General features: G+C 63.2%; 11 protein-coding genes. 4 read left to right on the forward strand and 7 right to left on the reverse strand.

The window, feature by feature from the left end; all coding sequences use genetic code 11:
• Positions 1-2: 2 nt before the first annotated feature.
• From LOY45_RS02110 to LOY45_RS02135, 6 genes are all read right to left on the reverse strand, one after another.
• Complete coding sequence (locus LOY45_RS02110; protein WP_115089200.1) at positions 3-1,184, reverse strand: BaiN/RdsA family NAD(P)/FAD-dependent oxidoreductase; 1,182 nt, start codon at positions 1,182-1,184, stop codon at positions 3-5.
• 97 nt (positions 1,185-1,281) lie between these two features.
• A complete protein-coding gene (dbpA, locus tag LOY45_RS02115) occupies positions 1,282-2,619 on the reverse strand; it encodes an ATP-dependent RNA helicase DbpA (RefSeq protein ID WP_258579288.1) in 1,338 nt (445 codons plus the stop codon).
• Positions 2,620-2,724: 105 nt separating this feature from the next.
• Positions 2,725-4,152, reverse strand: a complete 1,428-nt coding sequence (gene mdtD / locus LOY45_RS02120; RefSeq protein WP_115089195.1) for a multidrug transporter subunit MdtD — start codon at positions 4,150-4,152, stop codon at positions 2,725-2,727.
• Between the two features lie 105 nt (positions 4,153-4,257).
• Positions 4,258-5,589, reverse strand: coding sequence for a TldD/PmbA family protein (locus LOY45_RS02125; protein ID WP_258578681.1), 1,332 nt, complete (start codon positions 5,587-5,589; stop codon positions 4,258-4,260).
• Positions 5,589-7,031, reverse strand: coding sequence for a TldD/PmbA family protein (locus tag LOY45_RS02130; RefSeq protein ID WP_134064570.1), 1,443 nt, complete (start codon positions 7,029-7,031; stop codon positions 5,589-5,591). The genes LOY45_RS02125 and LOY45_RS02130 overlap by 1 nt, the downstream gene beginning before the upstream one ends.
• Positions 7,032-7,063: 32 nt before the next feature.
• Positions 7,064-8,866 carry an acyl-CoA dehydrogenase gene (locus LOY45_RS02135; protein WP_258578682.1) on the reverse strand — a complete coding sequence of 601 codons (1,803 nt, stop codon included), beginning with the start codon at positions 8,864-8,866 and terminating at the stop codon, positions 7,064-7,066.
• 189 nt (positions 8,867-9,055) lie between these two features.
• Here LOY45_RS02135 and LOY45_RS02140 point away from each other — a divergent pair, with 189 nt between their 5' ends.
• The gene (locus tag LOY45_RS02140) at positions 9,056-9,655 is read left to right on the forward strand and encodes a hypothetical protein (protein WP_258578683.1); all 600 of its coding nucleotides are present in this window, start codon (positions 9,056-9,058) and stop codon (positions 9,653-9,655) included.
• 61 nt (positions 9,656-9,716) lie between these two features.
• Positions 9,717-10,115, forward strand: a complete 399-nt coding sequence (locus tag LOY45_RS02145) for a hypothetical protein (protein ID WP_148708575.1) — start codon at positions 9,717-9,719, stop codon at positions 10,113-10,115.
• Between the two features lie 73 nt (positions 10,116-10,188).
• On the opposite strand, the gene putA is transcribed toward LOY45_RS02145, so the two are convergent.
• Positions 10,189-14,142: a trifunctional transcriptional regulator/proline dehydrogenase/L-glutamate gamma-semialdehyde dehydrogenase gene (gene putA / locus LOY45_RS02150; protein ID WP_115089182.1), complete on the reverse strand. Its 3,954-nt coding sequence runs from the start codon at positions 14,140-14,142 to the stop codon at positions 10,189-10,191.
• Positions 14,143-14,495: 353 nt separating this feature from the next.
• On the opposite strand from putA, the gene putP reads away from it, so the two are divergent.
• Positions 14,496-15,980: a sodium/proline symporter PutP gene (putP, locus tag LOY45_RS02155; protein WP_115089180.1), complete on the forward strand. Its 1,485-nt coding sequence runs from the start codon at positions 14,496-14,498 to the stop codon at positions 15,978-15,980.
• A 126-nt stretch (positions 15,981-16,106) separates the two neighbouring features.
• Positions 16,107-16,943, forward strand: coding sequence for a 23S rRNA (adenine(2030)-N(6))-methyltransferase RlmJ (locus LOY45_RS02160; protein WP_258578684.1), 837 nt, complete (start codon positions 16,107-16,109; stop codon positions 16,941-16,943).
• The last annotated feature ends 102 nt before the right edge of the window (positions 16,944-17,045 follow it).

The raw sequence follows: 17,045 nt of genomic DNA on the forward strand, positions 1-17,045 counted from the left end.
GGTTAGACGAACTGCGCGGCCGCGTACGCCGAGGCCCAGGCCCACTGGAAGTTGAAGCCGCCCAGGTGGCCGCTGACGTCGAGCACTTCGCCAATAAAGTACAGGCCCGGGCTTTTCAGTGATTCCATGGTTTTCGACGAGACCTCGCGGGTATCGACGCCGCCCAGGGTCACCTCGGCCGTGCGGTAGCCTTCGGTGCCGGCCGGCACCACCTGCCAGGCCCCGAGCTTGTCGCTGACCTGGGCCAGTTCCGCCGGGGTGTACTGCTTCATCGGCTTGGAGACGAACCAGTGCTCGGCCAGCAGGTTGGCCATCTTCTTGGTGAAGATCTCCCCGAGCAGGGTCTTGAGCTCGCTGTTGGGGCGCTCGGCCTGTTGCTGTTGCAGCCAGCTCAGGGCGTCGTGCTCTGGCAGCAGGTTGATCTCTAGCGTGTCGCCGGCCTGCCAGAACGAAGAAATCTGCAGGATCGCCGGGCCGCTCAGGCCGCGGTGGGTGAACAGCAGGTTTTCCCGGAAGGCGGTGCCGTTGCAGCTGGCCACGCAGTCCACCGAGGTACCGGACAGTTCAGTGCAGATCGCCTTGAGCTGTGGTTCGGTGATGGTAAACGGTACCAGGCCCGCGCGGGTCGGCAGCAGGGTGTGGCCGAACTGGCGGGCGACCTGGTAGCCGAAACCGGTGGCGCCCAGGGTCGGGATCGACAGACCGCCGGTGGCGATCACCAGTGACTGGCAGCGGAACTGTCCGGCGCTGGTTTCCAGCAGGTAGCCGCTGTCGAGTTTTTCGATCTGCTCGATGCGGGTATCCATGCGCAGCTCGGCGCCGGCGCTGGCGCATTCGTCGAGGAGCATGCCGAGGATGTCGCTGGACTTGTTATCGCAGAACAGCTGGCCGAGCTTCTTCTCGTGGTAGGGCACGCTGTGCTTGCCGACCATCTCGATGAAGTCCCACTGGGTGTAGCGGGCCAGGGCCGACTTGCAGAAGTGCGGGTTGTGCGAGAGGAAATTGCCCGGCTCGGTGTACATGTTGGTGAAGTTGCAGCGGCCACCGCCGGACATGAGGATTTTCTTGCCCGGTTTGTTGGCGTGGTCGAGCAACAGCACCTGACGGCCGCGTTTGGCGGCGCTCAAGGCGCACATCAGGCCGGCGGCGCCAGCGCCGATGATGATCACTTCGGTGGAACGCACTGCAAAATCCTCGAAATTCGATGGTGAAGCTATCGCGGGGCAAGCCCGCTCCTACAGCGATGGTGTGTAGGAGCGGGCTTGCCCCGCGAAAAGGTAATTAGACGATCCGCACCCGCAACGACCGCCCCTTGATCTTGCCGCTGTTGAGCCGCTGCAGCGCCTGCTTGGCCACCGCCCGCTCGACGGCGACAAATGCCTGGAAATCAAAAATGGCAATCTTGCCGACCTGCGTGCCCGGCAACCCGGCGTCACCGGTCAAGGCACCGAGGATATCGCCAGGGCGCAGCTTGTCCTTGCGCCCGGCAGCAATGCACAGGGTGCTCATGGTCGGCAGCAGCGGTGCACCATTCTGGGCCTTGAGGCTGTCCAGCTGTTCCCAGCGCAGGGCGGCCTTCTGCATGTCTTCGATGGCCTGGGCGCGATGACCTTCAGCCGGGGCCACCAGGCTCACCGCCAGGCCCTTCTCGCCAGCCCGGCCGGTACGGCCGACGCGGTGCACGTGGATCTCGGCATCGCGGGCCAGCTCGACGTTGATGACCATGTCCAGGGCATCGATATCCAGGCCGCGTGCGGCGACATCGGTGGCCACCAGCACCGACAGGCTGCGGTTGGCGAACAGGGTAAGGACCTGGTCACGGTCGCGCTGTTCCAGGTCGCCATGCAGGGACTGGGCGGCAATGCCCTTGGCCTGCAGGTGCTCGACCAGCTCCTGGCACTGCTGCTTGGTGAAGCAGAACGCCACGCACGACTGCGGACGGAAATGGTCGAGCAGCTTGCTCACCGCTTCCATGCGCTGGTCCGGGTTGATCTCGTAGAAGCGCTGCTCGATCTGGCTGTCGGCGTGCTGCGACTCGACCTTGACGGTCTGCGGGTCGCGCATGAAGGCCGAGGCCAGCTGCTTGATGCCGGCTGGGTAGGTGGCGGAGAACAGCAGGGTCTGGCGACGCTTCGGGGTCTGGCCGATGATGTCGGCGATGGCGTCGTAGAAGCCCATGTCGAGCATGCGGTCGGCTTCATCGAGCACCAGGGTGTTGAGGCCATCGAGCACCAGGGTGCCCTTGCTCAGGTGCTGCTGCACGCGGCCCGGGGTGCCGACAATGATGTGCGCGCCGTGCTCCAGCGAGGCGATCTGCGGGCCGAGGGACACGCCACCGCACAGGGTGAGGATCTTGATGTTGTCTTCGCTGCGGGCCAGGCGGCGCAGTTCTTTGGCCACCTGGTCGGCCAGCTCGCGGGTCGGGCACAGCACCAGCGCCTGGCAACCGAAGTAGCGCGGGTTGAGCGGGTTGAGCAGGCCGATGCCGAAGGCGGCGGTCTTGCCGCTGCCGGTCTTGGCCTGGGCGATCAGGTCCATGCCCTTGAGCATCACCGGCAGGCTCTGGGCCTGGATCGGGGTCATCTGGGCGTAGCCGAGGGCGTCCAGGTTGGCCAGCATGGCGGCGGACAGCGGCAAAGTGGCGAAGGCGGTGGCAATGGTGGTCACGAGACTGGCCTGCAAAACAAAATGTCGCGCAGTGTACCAGCCTCGTGGCCTTTAGCCCTAAGGCTCGATCTCCGGTTCCGGACGAGGGGCACGCCTTCCGTCAGCCCTGGACAGCTGCATGAAGATCGCCGCCGCCAGCATGGCCATCAGGCCGATGGTCACGAAGGTCAGCTGGAACGCCCCGAGGGTACTCTCCACGCCCTCGGCGCTGCCCGCTGCGGTAAAGCCGCCAAGCAGGGCGCCGGCGCAGGCCACGCCGAGGCTCAGCGACAATTGCGCGACCACCGACAGCAGGCTGTTGCCACTGCTGGCGTTGTTGTCGTCCAGATCGATCAGGGTCACGGTGTTCATCGCCGTGAACTGCATCGAGTTGACCGCGCCCAGCAGGCCCAACTGCAACAGCAACAGGGCGTAAGGCGTCTGCTCGTCGACCAGTCCCAGGCTGGCCAGCAGCAGGCCTAGCAGCAGGGTGTTGCCGGTGAGAATGTTGCGGTAGCCAAAGCGCTCGATCAGCGGCCGGGCAATCGACTTGGCGACCATCGCTGCAGCGGCCAGCGGGATCATGCTCATGCCGGCCTGGGACGGTGAATAGCCCAGCGCCACCTGCAGCAACAGCGGCACCAGAAACGGCAGCGCGCCGCTGCCCAGGCGGGCGAACAGGTTGCCGAGGATGCCCACCGAAAAGGTCCGGGTGTGGAACAGTTTTGGCGAAAACAGCGGGTTGTCGATGCTACCCGCACGTAGCCAGTAGGCGGCCAGGCAGGCCATGCCGGCGAACAGCAGCAGCATCACCCGCAGGTGCGGCAAATGCAGCTCGCCCAGGCCTTCCATGGCAATGGTGATCAGTACCATCGCCGCGCCGAACAGCACGAAGCCGATGCCGTCGAAGCGGGTACGTTCCGAGCCGCGCAGGTCGGGGATGAACTTCCACACCGCATAACAGCCGATGGCGCCAACGGGCAGGTTGAGCAGGAAGATCCAGTGCCAGCTGAGAATCTCCACCAGCCAGCCACCCATGGTCGGGCCCAGCAGTGGGCCGAGCAGACCGGGGATGGTGATGAAGCTCATGATCCGCACCAGCTCCGAACGCGGGTAAGCGCGCAGTACGACCAAGCGCCCGACCGGCAGCATCAATGCCCCGCCCAGGCCCTGGATCACCCGCGCCGCCACCAGCATGCCGAGGCTGCTGGCCAGGGCGCAGAGCAGTGAACCGAGGCTGAACAGCAGGATCGCGCCAAAGAAGATGCGTTTGGTACCGAAGCGGTCGGCGATCCAGCCTGAAGCCGGGATCAGCAGGGCCACGGTGAGCATGTAGGCGATGATCACCGACTGCATGCGCAGCGGGTCCTCGGCCAGGTCGCGGGCCATGGCCGGCAGGGCGGTGTTGAGGATGGTGCCGTCGAGCGACTGCATGAAGAAGGCGATGGCCACTACCCAGGGGATCCAGCGGGCGGTGGTCGGGTCCAGCGGGGCGCGGTTGGGCATGGGCATCTCTACAAGGTCGAGGGCCTCATCGCCGGCAAGCCGGCTCCCACAGGGACAAGTTCACACAGATCCGTGTGGGAGCTGGCTTGCCAGCGATCGGGGTTATCACAGTGTCAACGTCAGGCGTTTGACCAAAGCTCCCGGCAAATGGCTCGAACTGGTCTGGCGCTGCCCGTAGGTGCTGGTCGACAGAATCAACTCGCGCTCTGCGGTCAACGCTTCCAGCTGCGACCCCAGCAAGCTGTAGACGCTGTCGTCAAAGCGCATGGTGCTCACCGGCGCCTGGATCTCGCCGTTCTCGACCCAGAAGGTGGCAAAGCGGGTCAGGCCGGTCATGCGCGCGGCGGGCAGGTCCGAGTAGTTCAGGTACCAGAGGTTGCTGATGTACAGGCCGGTGCCCAGGCGGGCGAGGATTTCGCTGTGCGCAAGCAAACCCGGCGACATGCTCAGGGCGCACGGCGACTCATAGCTATCGGCACCGTTGGCCGCCAGTTCGAACTCGGCGGCGCTGCGGGCGCAGATCAGCCGGTCAAGGGCCTGGCCCTGATCGATCAGGCGCAAGTCGCTGCGCAGCAAGCCTTCGTCAGAGAACGACGGGCTCAGCGAACCGCTGACCTGCTCGGCAATGCTGGTCAACGGGCTCAGGCTGGCATCGCCGCTATACAGGCGTTGCAGCGGGCTGTTCTTGGTGGCGATGGCCTGGGCCGAGAAGCCCCCCCAGCAGAGCATGCCCATGATTTCGTCCAGCGCCGCCGGTGCCAGGTAGGCGCGGTACTGGCCGGGGGCGAGCTTTTTCAGCGGGCGGCCGAGGTAGTCAAGCTGTTCGCGGGTCTGCTGCAGGCGCGCGGCGAAGGCCTCGTGGTCCCAGGTTTGCCCGGCATAGTTGGCTTTGACCGCCTCGCCGTTGCTGTGGAACAAGCTCCAGTCGAAGTTGAAGCTGTTGGCCTGGTGCCAGCCAAAGGCCCCGAACGAGCTGGCGAAGCCCCGGCAGATCGGGCCCGCGGCGTAGATGCCAACCAGGTCCAGATCACCCGCGCCTTGCTCGATCTGCGCCAGTACCTCGGCGCTGTCAGGCAGCGGTTGATCCTGCACGCTATGGCTTTGCCAGGCGCTGTCGTTGAGTTGCAGGTAAGGGTCGGGTTCGAGCAGCGGCAGGGTCTGGCGCAGTTGCTCCAGAGCCTGTTGCAAGCGCAGTTGGTCGACTTCGGCGTCGTTGCCGAGGGTGAACTGCAACTCGGCCTGACGCCCGTCGGCGATCAGCTTGAGCACGCAACTGGCCTGTTGCACTTCACCGGCCTGGCGTACCTTGGCGTGGTTGAAACGGATGAACTGCGAGTGTTCGCCGCTGTAGCTGAGGGTGAAATGCTCGGGGGCGCGTACTGCGTCGCGCAGGCTGGCGACCAAGTGCTGGAAGCTTTGCAGTGGGTTGGCAGCCATCAGGCGTCTCCTCCGAATACGTCGATCTGGCTGAATATGCAGGCGGGGGAGGCGTGGCCCACCCGTACCACCTGGTTCGGCTCGCCCTTGCCGCAGTTCGGGGTACCCAGTACCTGCAAGGTGCTGGCGTCACCGACGGCGCTGAGGTTGCTCCAGAACTGTGCGGAGATCCCGCGGTAATTGGGGTTCTTGACCACACCCTTGAGCTCGCCGTTTTCGATCAACTGACCCCACTCGCAACCGAACTGGAACTTGTTGCGCGCATCGTCGATCGACCATGAGCGGTTGGTACGCATGAGGATGCCCTGCTCGATGCCGCCGATCAGTTGCTCAAGGGTCTTGTCCCCCGGCTCGATGTTGAGGTTGGCCATGCGGTCGATTGGCGCGCGGTTCCAGCCGCAGGCGCGGCTGTTGGCCACCCCTTCAAGGCCTGAGCGGAACTGCGACAGGGCGCCACCCAACGGGCGAATCAGCAGGCCGTCCTTGATCAGGTACTGCTTGTGCGCGGCGCTGCCGTCATCGTCATGGCTGTAGCTGGCGAGCTCCTCGCGGATCGACGGATCGAAGGTTACGTTGAGCAGTTTAGAGCCGTATTGCAGGCTGCCGAAGTCGCTGGCCTTGACGAAACTGGTGCCGGCGTAATTGCGCTCGTCGCCGAGGATGCGGTCCATTTCCAGCGGGTGGCCGATGGATTCATGGATCTGCAGCATCATCTGGTCGGGCATCAGCAGCAGGTCGCGCACACCGCTCGGGGTGTTCGGCGCCAGCAGCAGTTGCAGGGCCTGGTCAGCGACCTTGGCCCCGGCACCGACCAGGCCGCAACGCTCAATCACGTCCAGGCCGCCCTGCTGGCCGAAGTTGTCCCGGCCCAGGGTGCGGGTCTGGCTGTCCTGACCGTCGAAGGCGGTGGTGCTGAAGCCTGGGTAGATAAAACGCTGGGCCTGGCGCAGTTCGGCGCCGGCGGTGTTCAGGTAGATCTGCTCGATGTTGCTGACGCCAAGGCTGGCCTGCCAGTTCACCAGGCGGCTGTCATTCGGCACGCTGGCCGACTCTTGGGCGAGCAGGGCGTAGCAGTCGCCCAGAGACGGGAAAGCTTGCTCGAGGTTGGGTGAGCAGTAGTCGGAGCGGCCGGTGGCCACCGGTTGTTCGCGCAGGTCGAGCAGGGCGCGCCCGGCGATCTGCCGGGCCAGTGCCTCAGCCTGCTCCAGAGCGCGTTGCAAGCCGGATTGCGACAGGTCGGCGGTGGCCGCGTAGGTTTCCACGCCATTGAGGCGCACGGTGAGCATTGCGCCTTCGTCGCGGCCGAGGAACGGCGGCTCGGCGATATTTTTGCGCACCGACAGGTGCTGCTGGCTCTGCTGCACATAACGCAGGGAGAAAAATTCGCCACTGCTGCGCAGGGCGGCGAAGCGCTGGCGCAGCAATGCGGTCAACTCGAACATGCGGGAACCTCCGTGTGCGCGGTGGTTCCCCCTCAGAACCACTCGTCGTGCATGCTCAGGCAGGTATCGTCACGGGCCGCGAGCAATGCCAGCTCATTATGGCAGCCCGGCACTTCCCAGGTCAGGAAATAACGCGCCGCCTGCAATTTGCCCAGGTAGAAGTCGCGATCGGCCGGGTTGCCGCGGGCCAGACCCTGTTCGGCACGGACCGCCTGCTCCAGCCAGCGCCAGCCGATCACGCAGTGGCCGAAGGCCTTGAGGTACAGCGCCGAGTTGGCCAGGGCAGTGTTGACCTGACCCTGGGCCAGATCAGCGAGCAGGCCCAGGGTCACTTCCTGCAGGCGGTTGAGCAACTGCTCCAGCGGTACCCGCAGGCGATCCAGGCTGCTGTGTTGGTGGGCTTGCTCGCAAGTCGTGGCGATCAGGCGGACCAGTTGCTTGAGCCCGGCACCACCGTTCTGTGCCAGTTTGCGCCCGAGCAGGTCCAGCGACTGGATGCCGTGGGTGCCTTCGTGAATGGGATTCAGGCGGTTGTCGCGGTAGTACTGTTCGACCGGGTACTCGCGGGTGTAACCATGGCCGCCAAGAATCTGGATGGCCAGCTCGTTGGCCTTCAGGCAAAACTCCGAAGGCCAGGATTTGACGATCGGCGTCAGCAGGTCGAGCAGTTCCTGGGCCTGTTGGCGAACCGCTTCGCTCCCGCCGCTCTGAGTGTCATCAAACAGCCGCGCCGCGTACAGGCCCAGGTCGAAGGCGCCTTCGACGTAGGCCTTCTGGGTCAGCAGCATGCGTTTCACATCGCTGTGGCTGATGATCGGCACGGCGGCGGTGGCCGGATCCTTGTTGTCTGGCAGGCGTCCCTGCGGCCGCTGACGGGCGTACTCCAACGAATACAGGTAGCCGGCATAACCGAGCATCACCGCGCCCATGCCGACGCCGATGCGCGCCTCGTTCATCATCTGGAACATGCAGGCCAGCCCCTGGTGCGGCTTGCCCAGCAGATAACCGACGCACTGACCGTTGTCGCCGAAGTTCAGCGCTGTCGAGGTAGTGCCGCGCCAACCCATCTTGTGGAACAGACCGGCCAGCAGTACATCGTTGCGCGGGCCCAGGCTACCGTCGGCATTGACCAGGAACTTGGGCACGATAAACAGCGAAATGCCCTTCACCCCGGGCGGCGCATCCGGCAGCTTGGCCAGGACCATATGCACGATGTTTTCCGACAGTGGATGGTCGCCGGCGGAAATGAAAATCTTGTTGCCGCGCAGCCGATAGCTGCCATCGCCAGCCGGTTCGGCGCGGGTGCGGATATCGGCCAGGGACGAACCGGCGTGCGGCTCGGTGAGGGCCATGGTGCCGAAGAAACGGCCTTCGATCATCGGCTGCAGGAACAGGCGTTTCTGCTCGTCGCTGCCAAAGCTTTCAATCAGGTTGGCGGCGCCCATGGTCAGGAACGGGTAGGCCGTGGTCCCGGCGTTGGCGGCCTGGAAGTGGGCGAAGCAGGCTTGCGACAGCAGGGTCGGCAACTGCATGCCACCGGCTTCGAAGTCACGGCAGGCATTGAGAAAGCCGGCCTCAAGGAAGGCATCCACCGCAGGCTTAACCTCGGGAATCAACACGGCTTCGCCATTTTCAAAACGCGGCTCGTGCTCATCGCCTTTGCGGTTGTGCGGGGCGAAGTACTTTTCGGCGATGGTCCGCGCGGTGGCCAGGGCGGCGTCGAAGGTTTCGCGGTTGTGCTCGGTAAAGCGCGGGCGTTGGGTCAGGGCCTCGGCGTCGAGCACTTCGTAGAGTTCGAAGGCCAGGTTGCGGGCGCTGAGCAGAGTCTCGGACATGGCGGCATTCCTGTCTGGGGATGGGCCGAGTCTAGGTAGTGACGTTGCTACTGCACAGCGAAATAGATGCGGGTGATGGCAGGGCACAAGGCGTTTGGGAATGTTCGTACCCTTGCTTCGGAGCCAGAGGGCAGATCTGTGATGCACGAGCAGGCTTAGATGGTCGGCCCATTACCGAAGGCCGTAGCCATGACCACTAACAGCACCGCTTCGATGAGCCCTGACCTCCCTGATACCCCAGTCAGCGGGCCAATGTTCTTCGTCGTATCGATCAGAAAGATGATTGTGATGAACCTGTTCACCTTTGGTCTTTATTGGGCTTTTTGCCATTACCAAAGCTGGGCGCTCTACCGGCGTGAAACCGGGGAGCGAGTGTTGCCGCTGGTAAGAAGCATCTTCGGCATTCTGTTTCTTTACAGCCTGCTGAGCAGGGTCGATCGGCAATTGCACCTGTCTGGTCGAAGCTACAGGTGGTCGCCGTTCTGGTTGGTATGCGCCTTGATCCTGCTGACAGCGCTCTCGTTGTGGGCAAATCAGATGATGGAGCTGGCGCCGCTGCCTTTGTTGAGTGCGGTATTGGCTATGGATGTCTTGATACTTTGGGTGGTGGCCAGAATTCAGGGGGCGATAAATACCTGCGTGGGCGACCCGAAAGGCCAGTCAAATTCCCGGTTGTCACTCCTGAACTGGGCATGGATGTCGGTTGGAATCCTGGTTTGGGTAGTACTGGTGTCTTTTCTCGTGGTTTTGCTGGCGGGGCTTTTCATCGTGACGTTTGCTGATGCCTGAGGCCTCCAGTCGTCAGCCTATGAATCAGCTCCCACTTATAACCCGGTATTGGTGGGGTGGGATGGATGCATTTTTTATTGTCTTGTATGTCCAGGGCAGTCTTCGTAGAGGTCAGATCCTCTATTACACCGACGCCCAAAACATGATCGGGTTGCTTCAGGATCATGGCATTTTCGCCAAGTGGCTCGCGGGTATGAGCTTCACCTTGCATCTGTCGATCATTGTCAGCTGTTTGCTGTTGTTGGCGGGGCGGAAGTCGGGGGTTTATCTCGGTTTGCTACAGATTCCATTTCGGCTGATGTTCATGGTGCCGTCCATTTCGATTCTATTGGTATGGGCAAAGCTGTCGCCAGCCTACAGCCTCTGGCTCATGCTTGTTTTGGTCATTGCTTCCGAGGTCGTGAAGGCGGGTAGCCTGTGGTGGCTGTTACATCATCAGCGTGCGAAATTTCTGGGCTAGAAAGCATCGCGGGCCAAGCCTGCTCCTACGTTGTAGGAGCGGGCTTGACCCGCGATAGAGGCGCCGCAGGCTATCAGCCGATAGTCATCAGGCTCGCGTTGCCACCGGCAGCTGCGGTGTTGACGCTCAGCGCGCGCTCGATCACCAGGCGCTCCAGGGCAATCGCGGTTTCACCCGACGACAGGCCGTGAACACCGACGATGGCACCGGCGCGCTTGGCCACCTGCTCGCACACGGCGCGCAGTTGGTCGGAGTCGCCGTGATGAAGGACGGCGTCGAACACCACTTCGTCCTTGTTCCAGTCGGCCACCAGCTGGATGCGCGCTTGCACTTCCTTCGGCAGACGATTGCGCAGGGTCTTGCTCAACTCGCCTTCCGGCCAGACAGCCGAGCTACCTACGGCCAGGACCGCGGCCAACTGGGTCAGCAGGTCAGCTTCGACCTCGGCCAGGCACAGCACGTGCTCGCGCGGCAGGATGGTGTAGCTGTTGCGCTCGCCAGTCGGGCCCGCCAGCAGGCGGCTGATACCGCTTTGCGATTGCTGGGCGAACTGTTCGCACAAGCCGCTCAGGTCGTTCAGCTGATTGCTCGCCGCCCAGGTTTTGAGGGCTTGCAGCGGTTTGCTCAGGCTGTCGCGCAGGCGGGTGTCCGGGGCGTTTTCGCCGTCGGTGCGCTGGAACGACTGCTCGATGGCGCCGGCCGGACGGGTCGACAGCAGGCGGTACAGGTACAGCGGGCCACCGGCTTTCGGGCCGGTACCCGACAGGCCTTCACCACCGAACGGCTGTACGCCGACCACGGCACCGACGATGTTGCGGTTGACGTAGACGTTACCGGCGTTGACGTTGTCGATGACCTTGGCAATGGTTTCGTCGATCCGGGTGTGCACACCCAGGGTCAGGCCGTAACCGGACGCGTTGATCTGCTCGATCAGCTGGTCGAGGTTCTTGCGGTTGTAGCGCACCACGTGCAGTACCGGGCCGAAGATCTCGCGTTGCAGCTCGTCGAAGCTTTCCAGTTCGATCAGGGTTGGCATCACGAAGGTGCCGCGCTTGATCTCTTCACCATCGGCGATTGCCATCTGGTACACGGTACGGCCTTTGTCGCGCATACCCTGGATGTGCTTCTCGATACCCGCCTTGGCTTCGGCGTCGATCACCGGGCCAATGTCCACGGCCAGGCGCTCGGGGTTACCCAGACGACTTTCAGCCATGGCGCCCTTGAGCATTTCGATGACGCGGTCGGCGGAATCTTCCTGCAGGCAGAGTACGCGCAGCGCCGAGCAACGCTGACCGGCGCTGTCGAAGGCCGACGACACTACGTCGATGACCACTTGTTCGGTGAGCGCCGAAGAGTCGACGATCATCGCGTTCTGGCCACCGGTTTCGGCGATCAGCGGGATCGGGCGGCCCTGGGCATCCAGGCGGCCGGCGATGTTGCGTTGCAGCAGGCGCGCAACTTCGGTGGAACCGGTGAACATCACGCCTTTGACCCGGTCATCACCGACCAGACGGGCGCCGACGGTTTCACCGCGGCCTGGCAGCAGTTGCACCACGCCTTCCGGAATACCGGCTTCGAGCAGCAGGCGCACGGCCTGGGCTGCAACCAGCGGCGTTTGTTCGGCCGGCTTGGCCAGCACCGGGTTGCCAGCGGCAAGCGCAGCGGCAACCTGGCCGCTGAAGATCGCCAGCGGGAAGTTCCATGGGCTGATGCATACCACCGGACCCAGTGGGCGGTGGGCGTCATTGCTGAAATCGTTACGTGCCTGCACGGCGTAGTAGCGCAGGAAGTCGACTGCTTCACGCACTTCGGCAATGGCGTTGGCGAAGGTCTTGCCGGCTTCACGGGCAAGCAGGCCCATCAGCGGCTGGATCTCGGCTTCCATTAGGTCGGCGGCACGTTCCAGGATCGCCGCGCGTTCGGCTGGCGGGGTGGCCTGCCAGATCGGCGCGGCATTGAGGGCGCACTGGATGGCGTTGTCGACGTCGGTAACGGTGGCTTCCTGAACATGACCGACCACATCGCGCAGATCGGACGGGTTCAATACCGGTGCCGCTGCCTCATTACTCGAAGCGCAACCGAGCATCGGCGCGGCTTTCCAGTCATTGTGGGCAGTGGCCAGCAGGGCGCAGGACAGCGAAGCCAGGCGGTGTTCGTTGGCCAGGTCGATACCGGCGGAGTTGGCCCGCTCGGCGCCATACAGGTCGCGCGGCAGCGGAATGCGTGGGTGCGGCAGGCCGAAGTTGCCTTCCTGGGTGGCCATCTGCTCGATGGTGGCGACCGGGTCGGCGACCAGTTCCTGGATCGAGATCGACTGGTCGGCAATACGGTTGACGAACGAGGTGTTGGCGCCGTTTTCCAGCAGGCGGCGAACCAGGTAGGCCAGCAGGGTTTCATGGGTGCCGACTGGTGCGTACACGCGGCACGGACGGTTCAGCTTGCCATCGGCGACCTTGCCGACAACCTGTTCGTACAGCGGCTCGCCCATGCCGTGCAGGCACTGGAACTCGTACTGGCCCGGGTAATAGTTCTGACCCGCAATGTGGTAGATGGCCGACAGGGTGTGAGCGTTGTGGGTGGCGAACTGCGGGTAGATGACTTCTGGCACCGACAGCAGTTTGCGTGCGCAAGCAATGTAGGAAACGTCGGTGTACACCTTGCGGGTGTAGACCGGGTAGCCTTCCAGGCCTTCGACCTGGGCGCGCTTGATCTCGCTGTCCCAGTAGGCGCCTTTTACCAGGCGGATCATCAGGCGATGGCGGCTGCGGCGGGCCAGGTCGATGACGTAGTCGATTACATACGGGCAGCGCTTCTGGTACGCCTGGATAACGAAACCGATACCGTTCCAGCCGGTCAGTTGCGGCTCGAAGCACAGGCGCTCGAGCAGGTCCAGCGACAGCTCCAGGCGGTCGGCTTCTTCGGCGTCGATGTTCAGGCCGATGTCGTATTGCTTGGCCAGCAGGGTCAGCGACAGCAGGCGCGGGTACAGCTCTTCCATGACGCGCTCGTACTGGGCGCGGCTGTAGCGTGGGTGCAGGGCCGAGAGCTTGATCGAGATGCCCGGGCCTTCATAGATGCCGCGGCCGTGGGAGGCCTTGCCGATCGAGTGGATGGCCTGCTCGTAGGACGCCAGGTACTTCTGTGCGTCATGTTCGGTCAGAGCGGCTTCACCGAGCATGTCGTAGGAGTAACGGAAGCCTTTGGCTTCGAACTTGCTGGCGTTGGCCAGGGCCTCGGCGATGGTTTCGCCGGTCACGAACTGCTCGCCCATCAGGCGCATGGCCATGTCGACGCCCTTGCGGATCATCGGCTCGCCGCTCTTGCCGATGATGCGGCTGAGCGAAGAGGTGAGGCCGGATTCATTGTGGGTCGAGACCAGCTTGCCGGTCAGCAGCAGGCCCCAGGTGGCAGCGTTGACGAACAGCGACGGGCTGTTGCCCAGGTGCGGCTGCCAGTTGCCGGTACTGATCTTGTCGCGGATCAGGGCGTCGCGAGTGCCTTTATCGGGGATGCGCAGCAGCGCTTCGGCCAGACACATCAGCGCCACGCCTTCTTGGGACGACAGGGAAAATTCCTGCAGCAGGCCCTGAACAATGCCGGCACGGCCGCCAGCGCTCTTCTGGTTACGCAGTTTTTCGGCGATGCCGGCGGCCAGCTTGTTGGTGGCTTCGGCCATGGCGGCCGGCAGGCGTGCCTGCTCCAGCAGCATCGGCACCACTTCCGGCTCGGGGCGGCGGTAGGCGGCGGTGATGGCCGAGCGCAGTACCGATTGCGGCAGGATGCTCTCGGCGAACTCGAGGAAGCACTGGTGGGCGTGGTCGGCCTGGACTTCGCCGGCATCGTCGGCATGAATGCCTGGCTGACCGTTGAGTTCGGTCAGGGTGGCGCCACCCTCGAGCTTCTCCAGGTAATTGAAGATCGCTTGCTTGATCAACCAGTGCGGCGTGCGGTCGATGGACGTCGCAGCTGCTTTGAGTCGCTCACGGGTAGGGTCGTCGAGTTTGACCCCAAGGGTGGTCGTCGCCATTTCTTATCCTCATTATTGCCACAGGTTGTGGCTTAAGCTGGCGCCAAGATTATCCGTGCGCGAATTTGGGTGCAACCTAGTGCAACCCAAAATATGTAGGAAATAAGTGCTACTCGTCCGGAGGGTAAAACCACACAGCAAAAATGGCTGTTTGTGGTGCGTTTTCTTCTGATAACGGTGGTTCTTGCTCCGAAAGGGAGCAAAAAACGGCTGTTACGCAAAAAATCCGACGAGGTGCAACTTGAAAGTAAAAACAGGTTGCACCCTCTTTGCGTTGTTGCATAGGATTCGCGGCCTGGGTGCAACCTCCTCTGAGGCTGTCGCTACATAAAAACAAACGCCAGGGCGCAACAATGAGTGTAAGCAATCCAACCTTGATCACGTTCGTGATCTACATCGCGGCAATGGTGCTGATCGGCTTCATGGCCTATCGCTCTACCAACAACCTTTCTGATTACATTCTTGGCGGTCGCAGCCTCGGCAGCGTGGTCACCGCGCTTTCGGCCGGTGCGTCGGACATGAGTGGCTGGCTGTTGATGGGCCTGCCGGGCGCTATCTACATGTCGGGTCTGTCGGAAAGCTGGATCGCCATCGGCCTGATCGTCGGTGCCTACCTGAACTGGCTGTTCGTCGCCGGCCGCCTGCGCGTGCAGACCGAGCACAACGGTGATGCACTGACCCTGCCGGATTACTTCTCCAGCCGTTTCGAAGACAACAGCGGGTTGCTGCGGATCATCTCCGCGGTGGTAATCCTGGTGTTCTTCACCATCTATTGCGCCTCCGGCATCGTTGCCGGCGCCCGTCTGTTCGAAAGTACCTTCGGCATGTCCTACGAGACAGCGCTGTGGGCTGGCGCAGCGGCGACCATTGCCTACACCTTTGTTGGTGGCTTCCTGGCGGTGAGCTGGACCGATACCGTCCAGGCCACACTGATGATCTTCGCCCTGATCCTGACTCCGGTGATCGTGCTGATCGCAACCGGTGGCTTTGACACGACTTTTGCCGCCATCGAGCTGAAGGATGCGGGCAACTTCGACATGCTCAAGGGCACTACCTTCATCGGCATTATCTCGCTGATGGGCTGGGGTCTGGGCTACTTCGGCCAGCCGCATATCCTGGCGCGCTTCATGGCCGCTGACTCGGTCAAGTCGATCGCTAAAGCCCGTCGCATCTCCATGACCTGGATGATCCTCTGCCTGGTGGGTACCTGCGCCGTTGGTTTCTTCGGTATCGCCTACTTCTCGGCGCATCCTGAAGTGGCCGGTCCGGTTACCGAGAACCACGAGCGTGTGTTCATCGAGCTGGCCAAGATCCTCTTCAACCCTTGGATTGCCGGTGTTCTGCTGTCGGCCATCCTGGCGGCGGTCATGAGTACCCTGAGCTGCCAGCTGCTGGTGTGCTCCAGCGCCCTGACCGAAGACTTCTACAAGACCTTCCTGCGCAAGGGTGCCTCGCAGCTGGAGCTGGTCTGGGTCGGTCGCGCCATGGTGCTGCTGGTGGCCGTGGTTGCCATCCTCATCGCTTCCAACCCTGAGAACCGCGTACTGGGCCTGGTCAGCTACGCCTGGGCAGGCTTCGGTGCCGCCTTCGGTCCGGTGGTGCTGATCTCGGTCCTGTGGAAAGGCATGACCCGTGACGGCGCACTGGCCGGTATCCTGGTGGGTGCGATCACCGTTGTGGTGTGGAAGCACTTCTCCATCTGGGGTCTGTACGAGATCATCCCGGGCTTCATTCTCGGCGCCCTGGCGATCTACTTCGTCAGCCGGGCCGGCAACCCGTCGAAAGGCATGGTGTCGCGCTTCGAAGCTGCCGACGAGGCGTTCAAGGCCGGTCGCTGATCGGCTGCTGAGCTTCGCCTGACAACGGCCCGGCCTCGCAAGAGCCCGGGTCGTTGTCGTTTTGGCGGCCCGTGCCTGACGCCGCCCGCATGACAAGGTAAACTGCGCGGTCTTGCAGGAGTTGCCATGAACTATCGTCACGCCTTCCACGCCGGCAACCACGCCGACGTCTTCAAACACCTTGTGCTGACCCGCCTCATCGCTTTGATGTCGCGCAAGGAACAGCCGTTTGCCTACCTCGATACCCACGCAGGCCTCGGGCTTTATGACCTGCAGGGCGACCAGGCGACGCGTACCGGCGAGTGGCTGGAAGGTATCGGCCGTCTCTGGGGGCGCGATGACCTGCCGGAGGTAACCGCAGATTACCTGCGCATCCTGCGCAAGATGAACCCTGACGGCGAGCTGCGCTACTACCCGGGTTCCCCGGAGCTGGTCCGGCGCCTGGCCCGCCAGCAGGACCGTGTGCTGCTCAACGAGAAGCACCCCGAAGACGGCCGCCTGCTCAAGGACAACATGAAGAAGGACCCGCGCGTCGCCGTGCACCTGGGCGAGGGCTGGCATGTGCCGCGGGCCTTGCTGCCAGTGCAGGAAAAGCGTGCAGTGATGCTGATCGACCCGCCGTTCGAGCAGGCCGACGAGCTCAAGCGCTGCACCCAGGCGATGAAAGAGACCATCAGTCGCATGCGCCAGACCGTCGCAGCCATCTGGTACCCGATCAAGGATCAGCGCCAGCTGGTGCGTTTCTACCAGGACCTGACCAGCACCGGTGCGCCGAAGCTGCTGCGGATCGAGCTCTATGTGCATCCGCAGGACAGCCCGCAGGGCCTTAACGGTTCTGGCCTGGCAATTGCCAACCCGCCATGGGGCCTGGAAGAGGAGCTGCGTGCACTGCTGCCGTGGCTGGCTCAGGTGCTGGCGCAGACCCAGGGTAGCTGGCGGATGGATTGGTTGATCGCCGAATAACCGCTGTAGGAGCGGGCTTGCCCCGCGATGCGGTATGTCTGAATGTATGCAATCGCGGGGCAAGCCCGCTCCTACGCTTTGCGTTATAATCCCGCGCTTTGG

Source organism: Pseudomonas wadenswilerensis, from assembly GCF_024749185.1.
Taxonomy (GTDB): domain Bacteria; phylum Pseudomonadota; class Gammaproteobacteria; order Pseudomonadales; family Pseudomonadaceae; genus Aquipseudomonas; species Aquipseudomonas wadenswilerensis.

Coding starts and splice junctions, on each gene's coding strand:
- dbpA (WP_258579288.1), bottom strand. CDS start 2,619: ATGCTGGCCAACCTGGACGCCCTCGGCTACGCCCAGATGACCCCGATC.
- mdtD (WP_115089195.1), bottom strand. CDS start 4,152: ATGCCCAACCGCGCCCCGCTGGACCCGACCACCGCCCGCTGGATCCCC.
- LOY45_RS02125 (WP_258578681.1), bottom strand. CDS start 5,589: ATGGCTGCCAACCCACTGCAAAGCTTCCAGCACTTGGTCGCCAGCCTG.
- LOY45_RS02130 (WP_134064570.1), bottom strand. CDS start 7,031: ATGTTCGAGTTGACCGCATTGCTGCGCCAGCGCTTCGCCGCCCTGCGC.
- LOY45_RS02135 (WP_258578682.1), bottom strand. CDS start 8,866: ATGTCCGAGACTCTGCTCAGCGCCCGCAACCTGGCCTTCGAACTCTAC.
- LOY45_RS02140 (WP_258578683.1), top strand. CDS start 9,056: ATGACCACTAACAGCACCGCTTCGATGAGCCCTGACCTCCCTGATACC.
- LOY45_RS02145 (WP_148708575.1), top strand. CDS start 9,717: ATGGATGCATTTTTTATTGTCTTGTATGTCCAGGGCAGTCTTCGTAGA.
- putA (WP_115089182.1), bottom strand. CDS start 14,142: ATGGCGACGACCACCCTTGGGGTCAAACTCGACGACCCTACCCGTGAG.
- putP (WP_115089180.1), top strand. CDS start 14,496: ATGAGTGTAAGCAATCCAACCTTGATCACGTTCGTGATCTACATCGCG.
- LOY45_RS02160 (WP_258578684.1), top strand. CDS start 16,107: ATGAACTATCGTCACGCCTTCCACGCCGGCAACCACGCCGACGTCTTC.